A 16362-nucleotide genomic window follows, 5' to 3' on the forward strand; every position below is an offset into this window, starting at 1 on the left:
CTACTCCTTGTTGAAACGACTGATTGATCTGTTCTGGCTGGCACGGTTGTGCGTTTAGTGTAATTCAGTCTGCCGGGCTGTCAGGCCCAGCGTTTAAAAATCAGCGACGTATTCACGCCACCAAAGGCAAAGTTGTTATTCATCACGTATTGGTTGTTCATTTCGCGGAATTCACCGCGCAGGTAGTCCAGTTCTGCGCAGGCCGGGTCGACGTTGTCGAGGTTCAGCGTGGGCACGTACTGGTTGCTGTTGAGCATCTCGATGCTGAACCAGGACTCCAGCGCGCCGCAGGCTCCAAGGGTGTGGCCGAAATAGCTCTTCTGCGAGCTGATCGGCATGTGCGGGCCGAACAGTTCCTGGGTGGCTTGGGATTCAGCCACGTCGCCTTGATCGGTGGCGGTGCCGTGGCCATTCACGTAACCGATCACCGAGGGCTCAAGCCCTGCATCTTGCAGCGCCAGCTCCATCGCGCCGCGCATGGTGGTTTTTTCCGGTTTGGTGGCGTGTTGGCCGTCTGAGTTGCAGCCGAAGCCGACGATCTCGGCGTAGATGGTGGCGCCACGGGCGAGGGCGTGGTCCAGCTCTTCCAGAACCAGCATGCCCGCGCCTTCGCCGATCACCAGACCGTCGCGGTCTTTGTCGTAAGGGCGTGGCGACAGGTGCGGCGTTTCATTCTTCAGGCTGGTGGCGTACAGCGCATCGAAGACCATGGCCTCGGTCGGGCAGAGTTCTTCTGCGCCGCCTGCGAGCATCATTTTCAGGCGGCCGAACTTGATCGCTTCATAGGCGTAGCCGATGCCCTGACTGCCGCTGGTGCAGGCGCTGGAGGTGGGAATCAGGCGGCCTTTTAACCCAAAGAAGATGCTGATGTTAGCCGCTGTGGTGTGCGGCATCATGCGGATGTAAGAGTTGGCGTTGAGGCCGTCCGCCACCGAGTTGAGCAGCATGTTGCCGAAGGCTTTGACTTCTTCGGTGCTGCCGGTGGAGGAGCCGCACGCTACGCCCATGCGGCCATCCGCGATGATCGGGTTGCCCAGCAGGTTGGCGTGCTCCAGCGCGCGCTCGGCAGCGAACACGGCGAGTTTGGAGACGCGGCCCATGCTGCGCAGTTGCTTGCGCGTCCAGTGTTTGGGGGCTTCAAAGTCATCCACCGGGCCGCCCAGGCGAGTGTTCAGCTCGCTGTAGCGCTCCCACTCGTGCATGTAGCGGATGCCACTTTTGCCTGCGGCAAAGTTGGCTTTGATGGTCGGCCAGTCGCTGCCCAGTGAGGTCACGCCTGCCATGCCGGTGACTACAACGCGTTTGAATCCACTCATCAGCACAACCCACCGTTTACCGCGAGGACCTGGCGGGTGATGTAAGCCGCCTCCTCAGACATCAGAAAATTAACTGCACCGGCCACTTCTTCCGGTGTGCCCATGCGGGCTGCCGGAACCATTTTGAGGATTTCTTCAATCGGCACGTCGTCATCAACGATGTCCGTATCAATCAGCCCCGGCGCGACGCAGTTGACGGTGATTTTGCGCTTGCCCAGTTCGATGGCCAGCGCTTTGGCTGCGCCGATCACACCGGCTTTGCTGGCGCTGTAGTTAACCTGACCGCGGTTACCGATCAAACCCGACACCGAGGTGATGCAGACAATACGCCCGGCCTTGCGGCGGCGGATCATTGGCATGGTCAGCGGATGCAGGACGTTATAGAAGCCGTCGAGGTTGGTGCGCAGTACGCTGTCCCAGTCGTCTTCGCTGAGTGCGGGAAATGCGCCGTCGCGGGTCAGCCCGGCGTTGCAGACCACGCCGTAATAAGCGCCATGTTGTTCGATATCGGCTTCCAGCGCGGCGCGGCAGGCAGCTCGGTCGGAGACGTCGAACTGAAGGATGCGCGCCTGTTGGCCCAGCGCTTCGATCTGGGTTTGCACGGCTTGCGCTTCTTCAATGCGCGAGCGGCAATGGAGGACGATGTCGTAGCCGCTTTTGGCCAGACGCAAGGCTATCGCACGGCCGATACCCCGGCTGGAGCCTGTGACCAGAATGCTTTCACTCATCGTTGTGTGTCCTGAATTTCTTCTTGTAGATAGCTGGCCACCTGCGGCGGGCGGAATACGTTAAGCCGGGCGATGGCCTCAATGCCAGTACCTGTAAGTTGGCACTCAAAAACGCCCATGCCGTTGTCATCCTGCAGGGAGCGGGTGGCGTGGATGTGCAGCTCAGCGCCAAGCGGGAAGCGCTCGACGTTGCATTGGTAATTGCGGGTGCCGAGCAGAAAGCCCAGCTCTACCGGTTCGCCCCTGGCGCGGGCGTGACAGCCTGCGTAGGCGGCCACACTTTGCGCCATGATTTCGATGCCGACCCAAGCGGGCAGGCTGCCGTCGTCCTGACTGAACAGACCGCCGTCGCGCACTGTGAGGCTGGTTTCGATGTCGTCATCGCCATAGCGGTGCACCTGATCGAGCAGGATCATGTCGCCTGCGTGGGGCACCAGTTCGGCTACCGGCCACATACTCATGGGCGGTCTCCGATGATCAGGCTGATGTTGTTGCCGCCAAAGGCGAAAGAATTACTCATCAGTGCGCGTCCGTTGCGTGATGTCAGTTGCGTGCCGGGCTTCACCAGATTCAGGGCGGGCAGGGCCGGATCGGCCTCAGCGTCCCAGCGCTGGGGCGGCAGCAGGTTGTCAGGGTTGTAGCTACTCAGGCTCAGCCAGCAGAAGGCTGCTTCCAGTGCACCGGCAGCACCCAAGGTGTGGCCGGTTAGCGGTTTGCTGCTGGAGCAGGGCACGCCGTTGGGGAAGATGGCCTGTACGGCGAGGCTTTCCATGGCGTCGTTGTGCTGGGTCGCGGTGCCGTGCAGGTTGAGGTAGTCGATCTGGCTGGCGTCGAGACCAGCGGCTTTCAGGGCTTTGTTCATCGCCGCTTGTGCGCCGATCCCTTCAGGCTGTGGCGCGGAAATATGGTGGGCGTCGGAGCTGGCACCACCGCCGAGCAGGGCAATGGGGGCGTGGCTTGTGTCCAGCGGTTCGCGGGTCAGTAGGAACAGCGCCGCGCCTTCGCCGATGTTGATGCCTTTGCGGTTGCGCGAGAACGGGTTGCACAGTTCCGGGCTGACTGCTTCCAGCGCGGAGAAGCCATTGAGGGTGAGCTTGCACAGGCTGTCCACACCGCCGCAAATCACTGCATCGCATACACCAAGATTGAGCAGGCGCTGAGCGCTGAGCAGGGCACGGGCACCGGAGGTGCAGGCGGTGGAAATGCTGTAGCTGGGGCCGCAGATGCCAAGCCAGTCACTGAGGAAGCTGGCCGGTTCCGCCAGCTCCTGCTGGGAATAGTGATAGCTGGCTGGCAGCTCGCCGTTGTGCAGAAAGTGGGCGATGCCTTGGCTGGCTTCTTCGATGCCAGTGGTGCTGGTGCCGAGCACCACGCCAATACGTTCAGCGCCGAATTGGGCCACAGCCGCGCGCAGGCTGTCTTCAATTTCCAAGGCGGCGGCCAGCAGCAACTGGTTGTTGCGGCATTGCGGGTGGCCGGCCAGCTCAGGCAGTGCCGGCAGCTCGCCAGGCACGCGGCCTACCGTCAGCGTCTGCTCGGGAACCCAGCCGCTTTCGGCGCGCATGCCGCTGCTGTCGCCAGCAAAGAGGGCGCGGGCCACGGCAGTTTTGCCTTGGCCGAGTGCGCAATTAAGCCCCAGGGCGTTCAAGTAAGTGGCCATTAAGGTGCCTTGTCGTCAGGGAGCGCGCTGATCTGGTAACGCAGATCAGCCGGTTGATACAGGGTGAAATCCAGCGGCGTGCGGTAGTCGATGCGCCACTGTGGATCGAGCTCGCGGCTGCCATTTGCCTGCACTTGCCAGTTGCCAGCCGGGTAGGCGCTACTCAGCTGATCGGCTGGAGTCAGGGCAAACAGCAGAGCGCTGAACAGCTCGCGTGCTTCTTTGTTGGGCGGCAACAGGCCGTCGTTGTGCCACGCACCGTCACGCAGTTGTTGGCGCGCCAACGGCACGCCAATTGGGTCGAATAACGAAGCGCGTAGCGTGCCGCTTTCGTCTTGCAGCACCAGTAGCCAGTCTTGCTGGTCGCCTGTTGTCTGGCGCTGAATCTGCAAGGTCAGCGGCAGCGTCGCCACCAGCGCGGTCTGCCGTTCGGGCAGGGCGGTGTGGCTGGCGCAGGCGCTCAGCAGCAGGCTCAGGCTCAACAACAAGGCGCGCAGCATCAGACGGTTGCCTCCAGCGGTTTGGTCGCAACCACATTAACCAGCGTTTCGTTGCGCTGGCCGAAGGGCTTGGGCTTTTGCAGGCCCCAGCGCTCCAGCAAGCCGAAGTCAGTCGAGCGGCTCCACCACAGATAAGGGTAGGAGATGTTTTGCTCGGTGAATTCGAAGCCTTGGCCACGCAGCATGCCCAGGTACTCGTCAGCACTCTTTTGCACGTGCATCGGGTGACGGAACAGCCAGCGGATTACCCAGGTGTCGATGTAGTACTTAGTGGACTCAGCAAACAACAGGCGGCCGCCCGGTTTCAGTACGCGCCAGAACTCGGCCAGGGCCTTTTCCTGTTCCACCAGATGATGGAATACCTGATGGCAGAACAGCAGGTCGACGCTGGCATCCGGCAGGTCGATTTTGCCGCAGTCGCTGAGCACCAGATCCACGTCCAGACCCAAACGTTGCGCTTCTGCACGGGAGCAGTCGAGGCTGTGCGGGTCGGCGTCCAGACCGATGATCTTCGACGGCTTGAAGGCGTTGGCCAGCAGACCGAATGAGCGGCCCTGACCGCAACCAGCGTCGAGGATGACGGGCGCCTCAGGCAGTGGCGCGTTGAAGCGGGTCAGCAGGTCGTTGATTGCCACGCGCAGCACATGGTGGTGCCACACATGGCTGCGCAGGAACCAGAAGCCAAAGCGGGTTTCTTCAACGTAGGTTGCGGCCGGGTTGTTCATAACAGTCCTTAGTTGTGTCAGTTGCTGGCGCAGACTTCAGCGAGTACCCGCAAACGGCGGCGCGGCTCGGCGACATACGGGTTCTTCTCATCCCAGGCGTAACCGGCAAGGATCGAGCTGATCATGCGGCGGATTTCCGGTTGGGCTTTTTCGTAATAAATCACGTCCTGGAAGCTGCCGTCATACCAGCCTTCAACATAGACGCGGAAGGTGTCCACGCCGCGCTTGAGGGGAATGGCGAACTCGGTTTCCCAGTCCACTGTCTCGCCCTTGAGCTGCCGGTCGAGCAGGTTCGCGGCCATGCTGGAAGAGCGCATGGCGATGGTCACACCAGAGCTGAACACCGGATCAAGGAATTCGGCCGCGTTGCCGAGCAGGGCAAAGCCCGGACCGTGCAGGGATTTGACGTTAGCCGAGTAACCGCCAATGGTGCGCGCCGGAGTGTCCCACACCGCGTTTTTCAGGACCTTGTTGAGGCTTGGGGTTTCTTCAATGAACTGCTTGAGGCAGGCATCCAGATCGTCCGGGCGGCCTTCGTAGCGTTCAGCCGCCGCGACCACGCCAACCGAGCAGCGGCCATTGCTGAACGGGATGGTCCAGAACCACACATCACGCAGGGTTGGATGGGTGGTGATAAGGATTTTTTCGCGGTCGAAACCGGTGCCTTCGCTGCGGTCTTCAACGTGGGTGAACACGGCTTTACGCACCGGGAAGCTGGACGGCGTGTCGAGATCGAGCAGGCGTGGCAGCACACGGCCGTAACCGCTGCCGTCCAATACGAAGTCGCATTCGACTTGGTATTCGTAGCCGTCCTGCAAGCGGCGCACACTCAAGCGCGGTTGCGGGCGGTCGAAATCCACCGCGTAGATTTCCTCTTCATAGCGGATATCCACACCCTGCAACTCAGCCTGATCAGCCAGCAGTTTGTCGAAGTCGGCGCGCAGCACCTGATAGGTCGAGCCCATGCCCGGCGTAAAGGTGTCGCGGAAATCGAATTCGCTGTAGCGCTCGCCCCAGCCGAACGCTGCGCCGTGCTTGGTCTGGAAGCCCGCTGCGCGTACAGCTTCGAGCATCCCGGCTTCTTCAACGAAGTCCAGACAGTGCGACAGCAAGCTTTCGCCGATGGAGAAGCGCGGGAAACGCTGGCGCTCCAGAATCAGGACGTCATGGCCTTTGCGTTTAAGGATGGCGGCGGCGATTGAACCGGAAGGGCCCGCACCAATGACTACGACTTTATGCCGTTCAACTTCAGGTGAGTTCATGGCTTCTACTGGCCTCGTTATGCTTTAAGGATTTGGCAGACCTGCGGCCGAGCAAGGCTGGCAGCAGTGTTGAAAACAGGCTCATGAGCAACAGGCTGAAATACACCAGCGAGTCGATTAACTGCAATTGCAGGAGCAGATTGAGGAAGACGATTTCGGTCAGGCCGCGAATATTCAGCAGGATGCTTTCGTGCCATTTCACCCGCGCCTGACTCTGCGGGTCAGCCCAGTGCAGGCCCAGCCAACTGCCGAAGACTTTGCTCAGCACCGGCAGCACAAACAACGCCAGCAGGTGTTGCCAGGTCAGGCCGTTACCGAGGTTGTGGAAGTCCACCCAGAGCACGCCGTAAGTGAGGATCAGCGGCACCGCGAGGCCATTGAGCAAACGCTTGAAGTGCGCATCCTTCAGCGGGAGCTGGAAGGGCTGTTTCAGCCAGGCCAGGCACAGCATGTAAGTGATGCCGAAGACCAGCGCATTCAGGTGCAGGTACTGGAACAGCACCATCAGGGCAAAGAACGGCAGGCTGTAGAACAGACCGTGACGCACGCCCAGCAGGCGCAACACAGCAGGCAGCGCAGCAGCCAGTAACGGCCACAGCAGCGCTGCTGGGTCGCTGCTGCCTTGCGCTAAACCGAACAGGCTCCAGCACAGGAAATCCATCAGGATCGCCGCGTGCATCAGGCGCTTGGTCTGCGCCGGTGGGTAGCCGATGTTCTGCAAAAACAGGTACAGCACCGGGATCGCCGTGATGGAGAACAGCAGGCCAATGCCCACCGCACTCAGCCAGCTGTACTCGCCGGGCAGCAGCCACAGCGCGCAGGCCAGCCCCGCCAGCATCGGCACAAGGAAGCTGGGGATGGCGATTTTCAGGCAGGCGCTGCTCACGTCCAGATCAATCACATCACTCAGGATGTAGCCCAACAGCAGGGCAAAGCACAGGCCATAGAGCAGTTGCAGCCAGTCCGGGGCGAGCAGCTCGGTCGCGCTGAGATGCCAGTGTGGTTCGACCCAGCCCAACAGCAGCGTCGGGATGGCCAGACTGGCCACCAGCAACTGGCCCACAATCGGGATCAGGCGCTTGCCGCCGAGCACGGCAACCAATGCGTAAATCACTAAAGCAATAAGCCAGAAGCCGATCACGCTCATGCGGCAGCTCCCTGTGCTTTATGTTGAGCCTGCCCGGCCCACGGCGACAGCAGGAAGCAGAACAGCAGGCCGAGGCTGATGGCCAGGCCGAAGTTGGCAATCGCCGGGGTGTCGCTGATTAGCAGCAGGCCGAAGGACAGCCAGCTGGTGATCGCCGAGAGCAAGGTGCCGAGCAGGCTCACCGCCGCGCCGCCGATGTTCTCCCGCATCAGAATCGCGTAATCGACGCCAATCGCCGTAATCAGCAGCAGGCCGAACAGGCTGAACAGGGTCAGCGGCTGTCCCAACCAGCCGAGACACGCCAGCGCGGCACACGCAGCCAGCAGCGGCAGGCAGACCACACGCAGCGCACCGCCAAAGCCAAACGGGATGCACAGCAGCACCAGAATGGCGGCTGAGGAGATCAGTTTGAGTTCGGCAGCGGTGACTTGCGTGGCGCTGAACAGGGCATTCAGTTCGCCGATTCGATCCACGGCCTGCACGCCCGGCTGATCAGCCGCCAGCACTTGCAGATCGGCGCTGTTGTTCAGGCCTTGCAGGCTGACGATGGCCGCGACGCCTTGCTCATTTTCTCCCAGCCACAGCGCTCGCCACGGCTCGCCAATCGGGCTGGCCAGCGCCTGCTCCAGTGAGGCCGGTGTGCGGGTGCTGAGCAGGTTCAGTTCCTGCTCCAGTGCGCTTTGCTCAAGGCCGAGGTCGAGCAGCGGTTGCCAATGTTCAGGGAGCTTTTGCAGGGCATCGCGCAGCGGCTGCAACTGGCTTTGCGGGGCGATCAGTTGAGTCAGGCTTTGATAACCGCGCAGGCTGCCTGCGCTGATGGCTTGATCCAGACGCTGGCTCAATTCGGCCAGACGTTGCAGCAGTTGTTCGGTGTTATCAGCCCGCACCAGAAAGAACTGGCTGGTGGGTTGCTGACCCGTCAGCTCGGCGATGCGCTGCGCCTGTGCCGCCAGTTGCGGCTCCTTGCCCAGCCACTGACGCAAATCATTCTGTGTGTGTAATTGGTAAATGCCGCCAGCGATAAACAACACGAGCAGGAGGAACAGCGGCGCGCTGCCGACTTTGCTCAGCAAGCGCTGGCGCAGACTGAGCAGACGCGTGCTCAGCTTCATCAAACTCGGCGCAGGATTCAGGCGCAAGCCACGCAGCCAGGCAGGCAGCAGGCATACCGAGCACAGATACGCGGCAACCAATCCGGCTGCGGAAAACAGCGCCACTTGGGTCAGCGCCGGGAACGGGGTGAAGGCCAGGGCCAGATAGCCGACCAGATTGGTGCCCAGGCTCAGGCTCAGGCCCGGCAGGGTGGCGCGCACGGCGGCCCAGCTGTCCCATTCGGCGCTGTCGGCGTTTTGTGCCCAGCTCTTGCTCAGGTAGTGCTGTGGATAGTCTGCGGCGACGCCAACCAGACTGGCGCCGAGCACCAAGGTAAGGGCGTTGATCTGGCCGAACACCAGCACGCAGGCGCTGATGCCCGCCAGCAGCGCCATGCCAATCGGCAGCAGGCTGACCAGCACACGCAGGCGGCGGAAGGCGAATAGCAACAACAGCAGGGTGCCCAAGGTTGCGCCGCCGCCGATCAGGCTGATTTCGCGGGTGGCTTTGGCTTGCCCGGCAGCCGCGTAGAGCACGCCGCCGGTGGCCAGCAGTTCACCGCCTGCGGCTTCAACCTGAGCGCGGCTGGCGGCAACCTGTTCGGCAATCAGCGGCGGTTCCTGCATATCAAAGGCGCTGCCGTGGGCGCTGGCGCGCAGCAAGGCCCAGGTGGTGCCGTTGTCTTCAATCAACAGCGCGCCGCTGCTGAGGTCGGGCTGTACGCGGCTGCCGGGGTTCAGTGCCTGCTGGGCGCTGGTGGCAAAGCCGAACCAGTCTTCTTCCGTGGGCAACAGGCTGAAGCTGTTGAACGGATCAAAGAACTGCGCAGCGCGTTGTTCGATCAGCTGGTGCGGGTGATTCAGCAGCAGTTCGCGGTCAGCCGCAGGCAGCAGCGACAGACGATTGTTGCGCAGGTAGTCGCGCAGGCTGTCGAGGTCGTCGTTGACCTGCCACTGCACTTGGCTGAAGCGTTCACTGGCCTGCAATTGCCCGGCAACCTGCTGCGCCAGTGCAATGGCCTGATCTCGCTGGGCATGGCCGACTAACAGCAGCAGCTCGCGGTTAAGCGGAGCCTGCATGCGATCTTCGGCTTGCTGGATCAGGGTGTCGTCGCTGCCTTTGGGCAGCAACGCGAGCATGTCGGCTGCCACCGGCGGACCGGCGCGCCACTGCCATGCGGCCAGCACCAACAGGGCCAGCAGCAACAGCAGAAAGGCGCGGGGCAGCAGACGCTCACTGTTCAAAGTCGCGCAGCTCCTGTTCGCTCAAGGCGTCACCGGTCTGGCTGTCCGGCAGGTGCAGGACGGTGCGGTCGCCCTGGGTTTCGCTCAGTTCGATCTGCTTCACCAGCGCGCCGCCTTCAATCTGAATGCGGGTGAAGATTTGTTTGAGCAGCAGCGAGTTGGGCGTCAGGCTCAGTTGCCAGTCACCCGCAGTGCCGCTCAGCTCAAGCTGAAAGTCACGGGCAAGGCCAGTGTGATCGCCCTTGAGCACGGCCAGAAACAGGCGGCTTTGCTGGGCGGCGACATCTTGCCCCGGCTGCTGTTGCCAGCCGTTGGCGGTGCGCTTGGCGATGCCGTTCTGGTTGATCCGGTAGTCCTGCTTAAGCGGGCTTTGCAGCTGCCAGAGCAGGCCGTGTTCGCCACTTAAAACGAACTGGCCACGGCTGGTCAGGGGCTTGGGCAGGGCACGCAGGTGTTTCTCCTGAATCAGCGGGCCGCGCACCACCGCCGGCTTGGCCAGCTGGGCGCTGAGCTGATCCAGATCGAAGGCTTGGGCGGCGGTTGCCAGCAACCCGAGCAGGACGATGGAGACACTTCTGGTGACTGCCCGTAAGGTCATTGCATGGCCCTCTCAACGGCGTCGGTAAAGACTTTCGGGCAGACGAACTGCATCTCGCGGCTGGCGATTTCCACCGCCACCTGCACGCTGCTGCCACGGGTCATGCGCTCGCCGGTTTCGGCGTCGACGATCAGGTAGTTGATCTTCAGGCGGTTTTCCCACTCCACCAGATCCGCGCGGACGATCAGTTTCTGGCCGAACTGTGCACCGCGCATGTAGCGCACCTGCAGGTCGATGATCGGCCAGGCATAACCGGCGTCGCGCATCTGCGTGTAGTTGTGGCCGAGCTTGTCGAGCAGGGCACAGCGCGCCTGCTCGAAGTATTTGACGTAGTGGCCGTGCCAGACCACTTCCATCATGTCGACGTCGTAGAACTGGACTTGCAGCTCGATCTCCGCCTGCACTACACCTTTGCTACGCATACAGGCTCCAGTGTTGCTCGCGGATACGGGTCAGGCACAGGCGCAGCTCTGCTTCCAGTGCGCGGTCTTCGATCACCGGCGGGAAGTCGCTGGCCAGTTGCTCGCGCATGCTCAGCAGCGGTGCCGGGATGTCGTTTTTACCGGCCTGCTGACGCAGCCACACGCCTTGGTTGGCGGCCAGCAAGGTAGCGGCGGCCACCTGCTCGGCCAGCTCCAGGCTGCGCAGGGCGTCGCGGGCGGCGATGGTGCCCATGCTGACTTTGTCTTGGTTGTGGCATTCGGTGGAGCGTGAGAACACGCTGGCTGGCATGGTGTTTTTCAGGGCTTCGGCAGTCCAGGCGCTGGCACCGATCTGCACAGCCTTGAAGCCGTGGTTGATCATCGCGGTTTCCGCAGGCGCGCCAGACAGGTTGCTCGGCAGACCGTGGTTGTAGCGCACGTCTACCAGCAGGGCGAGTTGGCGGTCGAGCAGGTCAGCAACGTTGCCGACCAGATTCTTCAGGCTGTCCATGGCGAAGGCGATATGGCCGCCGTAGAAGTGGCCGCCGTGCAGCACGCGCTCGGCTTCGGCATCAATCAGCGGGTTGTCGTTGGCGCTGTTCAGTTCGGTTTCGATGAACTGGCGCAGCAGGCCCAGGCTGTCGGCCAATACGCCGAGTACGTGCGGGGCGCAGCGCAGCGAGTAGCGATCCTGCAGGCGATGCAGCGGCGCAGTCGGCGCGTTGATCGCTAGGTCTTCACGCAGCCAGGCGGCGACTTGAGTCTGACCTGGATGGGGTTTGGCGGCGAACAGGCGCTCGTCGAAGTGCTCCGGGTTGCCCTCCAGCGCCACCACGTTCAGCGCGGTGATGCGGGTTGCCAGCTTCAGCAGATAATCAGCGCGGGAGTAAGCCAGGCAGGCCAGTGCGGTCATCACCGCAGTGCCGTTCATGAGGGCCAGCGCCTCTTTCGGGCGCAGGGTCAGCGGCGTCCAGCCCAATTCGGCGTGAACTTCGGCAGAGCTGCGGCGCTCGCCTTTGTAGAGCACGTCGCGCTGGCCAGTTAAGGTCGCAGCAACGTAGGACAGTGGAGTCAGGTCGCCACTGGCACCCACCGAGCCTTCTTCCGGGATCAGCGGCAGAATGTCGTGTTCCAGGAACGCTTGCAGGCGCTCCAGCAGTTCTACGCGCACACCGGAAACGCCGTGGCACAGCGACTGCAAACGGCTGGCCAGCACAGCGCGGGTGCTCGGTGCATCCAGCAGTTTGCCGAGGCCGCAGCCGTGGAAGGTAAACAGATGACGCGGCAGCGCCTCGACCTGATGCAGCGGCACGGCGACCACGCAGGAGTCACCGTAGCCGGTGGTGATGCCATAGATCTCGCCTTCGCGGTCCAGCAGGCTGTCGAGGAAGCGGGCGCCTTTGGCGATTTTCTCCCGGTAGGCGGCGTCGTCCTGCAGCTGCGCCGGAGCGCGGCGCTGAGACAGGGCAACGATCTGTTCGATGCTCAGAGCATGTTCGCCAAAAACTACGGGATCAGGCTGGTGTGTCGTCATCTTTATTCCAGAACGGGTAGAAGTTGAACCACTGCAAAGGGGCGCTCAGGCAGCGTTGTGCCAGACTGTCGGCATAACGCTGGGCCCAGTGTTGGATTACCTGATCACGCTCGCTGCGCTTCCATTCGATGCGCTCGGCAAACGGTTCGATGGAGACGGTGTAGCGGCCATCAAACTTCAGGCAATGAATCAGGTTAACCGGGCATTGCAACAGTCCCGCCATCAGCCACGGGCCTTGGGGGAACGCGGCCTGTTGGCCGAGAAACTCCACAACGGCTTTGCGGCTGCCTTTGAGCGGGACGCGATCGCCGGCAATCGCCAGCCACTCGCCCCGATCCAGGCGTTCGGACAATTGCATCATGGTTGCGGCATCCAGTTCGCTGACCTGGATCAGGCGCATTTGGCTGGCACCGGATTCGCTCAGCAACCGGTTGAAGTGTTCGGCGTGTTTGGTGTGCAACAGGACGTTCATGGTCACGTCTTCGCCGATTTCGGCCAGGGCGCGGCAGACTTCCGGGTTGCCTAAGTGCGAAGCCACCAGAATCTGCCCGCGGCCTTGCTCATATAACTTGCCGCAGATGTTCTCCGGGTCGACCAGCTCCAGACGCTCCAGGCCAATCCTGCTGCTCCACACATCAAGCTTGTCCAGCAGCGTGTCAGCAAAGGCCATGAACTGGCGGAACACGGTCAGCTGGGTGGGCTTGAGCTCAGGGCGGGCGCTCCACTGCGCCAGGTTCTGCTGGTATTCGAAAATGCTGCGTCGGGCGGTGCCGCCGAACAGGTAAAAGTAGGCGACGATCAGGTGCAGCAGCGGGCTGATCAGACGACGGCCAAGCAGGCGCGAGAGCATGACCGTCAGCTTCATCAGGATGTAGCTGCCGCGCTCGCGCTGTCTGGCCCAGTGTTGACTGCTCATCGCCAGCACCTTTGCCAGAGGATGCGCGGGGCGCGCAGGAGCATGCCGAAGAACAGCTTGGCGTGCATCTTCGAGATCAGCGCGTTGTCGTGCCACAGACGGAAGTGGGACAGGCCATCTTCCGGGTAGTGCACGCGGGTGGGCAGCCAGTGCATGGGCTGGTTGCGCCAGGCTAGGCGCACCAGTATTTCGGTGTCGAAATCCATTCGTTTACCGATGTTGACGTGGTTGATCAGCGCCAGAGTCGGCACCAGTGGGTATACGCGGAAGCCGCACATGGAGTCGCGGATTTGCAGTGACAGGGTGTTGATCCATACCCACACGTGGGTCAGGTAGCGCGCATACAGGCGACCTTTCGGCACGCTGGCGTCGTACTGTGGATAACCGCAGATCAGCGAATCCGGCGCAGCCTGCGAAGCAGTGATAAAGACGCTGACATCATTCAGGTTGTGCTGGCCGTCGGCGTCTACCTGCAACGCGTGAGTAAAACCGAGGCGAGCGGCTTCGCGCAGGCCAGCCATGACGGCTCCGCCTTTGCCCTGGTTCTGCGGCAGCCGCAGCAGGTGAGTGTCGGCCTGGGTGGCGAGTTGATCCATTACAGCTGCGCAGTCGGCGCTGGAGGCATCGTCCACCAGTACGCAGGGCAAGCCCGCTTTGTGCAGCTCGGCCACCACCGCAGGCAACGTGCGCCCGTGGTTGTAGACCGGAATCACCGCGCAGGCCTTATACACAGGCAGCTCCCAGCAGGATACGGCCAGACGAGCAGGCGGCCTCGCCATTGCGGAAGGCGAAGTACAGCTTGCCGCGCTCGGCGTCGAAACGCAGGCTCAGTTGCAGGCGGTCGCCGGGGCGCACCAGTTGCTGGAACTTGAGCACTTCCATACCGCCAAAACGCGGCGGCAGATCAGGCATCAGGCGGCGTGCCAGCTGTTGCGCCCAGTCCACCTGCACTACGCCAGGCAGCACCGGGGTTTGCGGGAAGTGGCCGGTGAAATAGGCCAGATCCAGTGGAATCTCCAGCTCCAGTTGCCATTCGCCGTCTTGTTCAACCGCTGACAGTGGTTCGACAGCTTTTGGACGCGGCGCTGCGAGCAATTCATCCACACAGACTTGCGTCAGCTTGCCTTGCGCGTTGTACGGCAGTTGCGCGAGTAGCCGCCAGCGGCGCGGCAGGGCGATGGCTTCGGTGTGTTGGGCGAGGTGCTGGCGCAGGGTTTCCGTGACGGTGCGGCGGCCTTGGTTGCGTAGCGCATGCAGCCCGGTTGGCGTCAGGCTGATCAGTGCGCCGAGGTAGGCGCGGCCTTGCTGGATCACGCCTAAACGGGCATCGCTGACCCATTCATGATTGATCAGAGCCTGTTCCAGCATGGGCAAGGAGATGCGCTTTTCTTCCAGCTTGATGATGCGATCCAGACGACCGAGCAGGCGGAAGCGGCCATCGGCCTCAAAGCTCACCGCATCGGCGGTCTGCTCGCGGTGGCCTTCTGGCAAATAAGGCGAGGTCAGGTTCAGTGCGCCGTCCTCATTGCTGCCGGTTTCAACCCCTGCAAACGGCGTCCACAGCTCGCCACCTTGGCGCCAGGCGATGCCGCCGGTTTCCGAACTGCCGTAGATTTCAGTCGGCCACTGACCGAGCAGGCGGTGCAGCTCCGTGGCGCTTTCAGCAGACAACGCACCGCCGGAGGAAAACACCTGACGCACCTGTTGCAGCGCGGCCCAGTCGAGGTTGTCACCCATGCGTTTGAGCAGGGCGGGGCTGGCGACCCAAGCGAAACGCTTGCTGCTGTCTTCGCGGATCAGGTTCAGGCTTTCGCGCTGTAAATCTTCCGGGAACGGCAGCGCACGGGGGATAAAACAGCGCCCGGCGCACAGCGGCCACAGCACGCGGAACAGCAGACCGTATATATGTTGCGCGGCAACGCTGCCGAAAATGGTCGCGCCGGCAATTTGTTCGCCCCAGAGGGCTTCCAGTGCTTCGACTTCGTTGCTCAGCTGACGCAGGGATTTGTCGATCAGCTTGGCTTCGCCGCTGGAGCCCGAAGTGCTCAGGGTCAGACGGCAGTTATCTACAGCCAGTAGCGCTGGTTCCAGCGCCGGGCTGTCTGCTGTGATCAGGCCGTCCAGGTTATCCAGCCATAGGTCGCACGATGTGCTCAGGCGCTGGCGGGTGTTGGCTTGCGCATCAGCGGGCAGCACCACGGCAATACCCGCACGCCAAGCGGCGAGCAGGGCAATGGCCAACTCACCGGCGTCTTCCATATGCAGGGCCAGTCGCTGTACGCCGCGCTGTTGCAGAACAAAGGCCAATTGCAGGGCCTGTTGCAGCAGTGCGGGATGCTCCAGCTGCGGCGTCACCTGACGGCCTGGCTGGGCAGTTTCTAACAGGCGCTCAAGGGGCAGCCAGTTCATTCGTGTCTCCTTACGTGCTGGCGTACCAGCCACTCACCGACAAACAACAGGCCCATCAACACATAGGCAATCAGGCCGGTGTACAGCGTCCACCAACTTAGCGGGGCCCAAAAAATCAGCGCCACAACCACCAAGCCGTTGAGCAGGAAAAACAGCGTCCAGACCTGCGTGACCCGCCGTATGTGGCGGATGGCGACCTCGGGCAGATAGGGCTCACGAATACGTGCCAGCCGCTCAATCAGCGGCGGGCCATATTTCAGGCTCAGGCCGAATGTCACCATCAGCAAGCCGTTGAGCAGCACTGGATACCAGCGCAACAGCTGTTCCTCAGCTGAGAGCCCCAACAGCAGGCAGAAGGCCAGGGCGATGGCAGTCATCCACAGATTTCCGGGCTTACCCCGCTGCGAAAGCGCACGGGCCAGCCACAGCACGCCGAGGCATACGGCAAACCACTGCGGCGACAGGTGCTCCATGCCGTAATACACGGCAAACGGGTAGAGCACTCCGGCAATCAGCAACAGCAGGCCAAACAAACGGCCCATTATTCAGCGGCTGGGCTGTTGACCAGTTGGAACACGGCTTCAACCACATCACCCACGGTGCGCACGGCTTTGAATTCTTCAGCCGCGAGCTTTTTACCGGTCTGGCGTTTGATGTGGTCGATCAGGTCGACGGCATCGATGCTGTCGATTTCCAGATCCTGATACAGGTTGGCTTCGAGCGTGACGCGCTCGGGCTCCAGTTCAAACAGCTCTACGAGGGCGTCGCGCAGGGTGTTGAAAATATCCTCACGGGTTTGCATCGGCGCG

General features: G+C 62.1%; 17 protein-coding genes. All 17 read right to left on the reverse strand.

Going from position 1 to position 16362, the window contains the following annotated elements:
- Positions 1–80: 80 nt before the first annotated feature.
- Genes AO726_RS09905 through AO726_RS09985 form a run of 17 tightly spaced genes read right to left on the reverse strand, consistent with a single transcriptional unit; the run spans position 81 to position 16355 of the window.
- A complete protein-coding gene (locus AO726_RS09905) occupies positions 81–1316 on the reverse strand; it encodes a beta-ketoacyl-ACP synthase (protein ID WP_058067894.1) in 1236 nt (411 codons plus the stop codon).
- The gene (gene fabG, locus AO726_RS09910; RefSeq protein ID WP_058067895.1) at positions 1316–2044 is read right to left on the reverse strand and encodes a 3-oxoacyl-ACP reductase FabG; all 729 of its coding nucleotides are present in this window, start codon (positions 2042–2044) and stop codon (positions 1316–1318) included. Before fabG ends, AO726_RS09905 begins: the two co-directional genes overlap by 1 nt.
- Entirely contained in the window at positions 2041–2505 is a 465-nt protein-coding gene (locus AO726_RS09915) for an ApeP family dehydratase (protein ID WP_058067896.1), read from the reverse strand. Before AO726_RS09915 ends, fabG begins: the two co-directional genes overlap by 4 nt.
- Positions 2502–3704 carry a beta-ketoacyl-[acyl-carrier-protein] synthase family protein gene (locus AO726_RS09920; protein WP_058067897.1) on the reverse strand — a complete coding sequence of 401 codons (1203 nt, stop codon included), beginning with the start codon at positions 3702–3704 and terminating at the stop codon, positions 2502–2504. Before AO726_RS09920 ends, AO726_RS09915 begins: the two co-directional genes overlap by 4 nt.
- Entirely contained in the window at positions 3704–4204 is a 501-nt protein-coding gene (locus AO726_RS09925) for a DUF3261 domain-containing protein (protein ID WP_058067898.1), read from the reverse strand. The genes AO726_RS09920 and AO726_RS09925 overlap by 1 nt, the downstream gene beginning before the upstream one ends.
- Positions 4204–4929 carry a class I SAM-dependent methyltransferase gene (locus AO726_RS09930; RefSeq protein WP_058067899.1) on the reverse strand — a complete coding sequence of 242 codons (726 nt, stop codon included), beginning with the start codon at positions 4927–4929 and terminating at the stop codon, positions 4204–4206. Before AO726_RS09930 ends, AO726_RS09925 begins: the two co-directional genes overlap by 1 nt.
- A 17-nt stretch (positions 4930–4946) precedes the next feature.
- A complete protein-coding gene (locus tag AO726_RS09935; RefSeq protein WP_058067900.1) occupies positions 4947–6191 on the reverse strand; it encodes an NAD(P)/FAD-dependent oxidoreductase in 1245 nt (414 codons plus the stop codon).
- Positions 6178–7338, reverse strand: coding sequence for a sodium:proton antiporter (locus AO726_RS09940; RefSeq protein ID WP_058067901.1), 1161 nt, complete (start codon positions 7336–7338; stop codon positions 6178–6180). The genes AO726_RS09935 and AO726_RS09940 overlap by 14 nt, the downstream gene beginning before the upstream one ends.
- Positions 7335–9674 carry an MMPL family transporter gene (locus AO726_RS09945; protein ID WP_058067902.1) on the reverse strand — a complete coding sequence of 780 codons (2340 nt, stop codon included), beginning with the start codon at positions 9672–9674 and terminating at the stop codon, positions 7335–7337. The genes AO726_RS09940 and AO726_RS09945 overlap by 4 nt, the downstream gene beginning before the upstream one ends.
- Positions 9664–10272 (reverse strand): outer membrane lipoprotein carrier protein LolA, encoded by a 609-nt coding sequence (locus AO726_RS09950; protein WP_058067903.1) that lies wholly within the window; start codon positions 10270–10272, stop codon positions 9664–9666. The genes AO726_RS09945 and AO726_RS09950 overlap by 11 nt, the downstream gene beginning before the upstream one ends.
- Positions 10269–10694, reverse strand: coding sequence for an acyl-CoA thioesterase (locus AO726_RS09955; RefSeq protein ID WP_058067904.1), 426 nt, complete (start codon positions 10692–10694; stop codon positions 10269–10271). Before AO726_RS09955 ends, AO726_RS09950 begins: the two co-directional genes overlap by 4 nt.
- Positions 10687–12228, reverse strand: a complete 1542-nt coding sequence (locus tag AO726_RS09960) for an HAL/PAL/TAL family ammonia-lyase (protein ID WP_058067905.1) — start codon at positions 12226–12228, stop codon at positions 10687–10689. Before AO726_RS09960 ends, AO726_RS09955 begins: the two co-directional genes overlap by 8 nt.
- A complete protein-coding gene (locus tag AO726_RS09965) occupies positions 12209–13144 on the reverse strand; it encodes an LpxL/LpxP family acyltransferase (RefSeq protein WP_058067906.1) in 936 nt (311 codons plus the stop codon). Before AO726_RS09965 ends, AO726_RS09960 begins: the two co-directional genes overlap by 20 nt.
- Complete coding sequence (locus tag AO726_RS09970; RefSeq protein ID WP_446737416.1) at positions 13141–13923, reverse strand: glycosyltransferase family 2 protein; 783 nt, start codon at positions 13921–13923, stop codon at positions 13141–13143. Before AO726_RS09970 ends, AO726_RS09965 begins: the two co-directional genes overlap by 4 nt.
- On the reverse strand, positions 13868–15553 hold the full coding sequence (locus AO726_RS09975) for an acyl-CoA synthetase family protein (RefSeq protein WP_058067908.1): 1686 nt from the start codon (positions 15551–15553) through the stop codon (positions 13868–13870). Before AO726_RS09975 ends, AO726_RS09970 begins: the two co-directional genes overlap by 56 nt.
- Positions 15550–16095 (reverse strand): COG4648 family protein, encoded by a 546-nt coding sequence (locus tag AO726_RS09980; RefSeq protein ID WP_058067909.1) that lies wholly within the window; start codon positions 16093–16095, stop codon positions 15550–15552. Before AO726_RS09980 ends, AO726_RS09975 begins: the two co-directional genes overlap by 4 nt.
- Positions 16095–16355: an acyl carrier protein gene (locus AO726_RS09985; RefSeq protein WP_058067910.1), complete on the reverse strand. Its 261-nt coding sequence runs from the start codon at positions 16353–16355 to the stop codon at positions 16095–16097. Before AO726_RS09985 ends, AO726_RS09980 begins: the two co-directional genes overlap by 1 nt.
- Positions 16356–16362: the final 7 nt, after the last annotated feature.

The sequence above is a fragment of the Pseudomonas sp. TTU2014-080ASC genome (assembly GCF_001446935.1).
Classification (GTDB): domain Bacteria; phylum Pseudomonadota; class Gammaproteobacteria; order Pseudomonadales; family Pseudomonadaceae; genus Aquipseudomonas.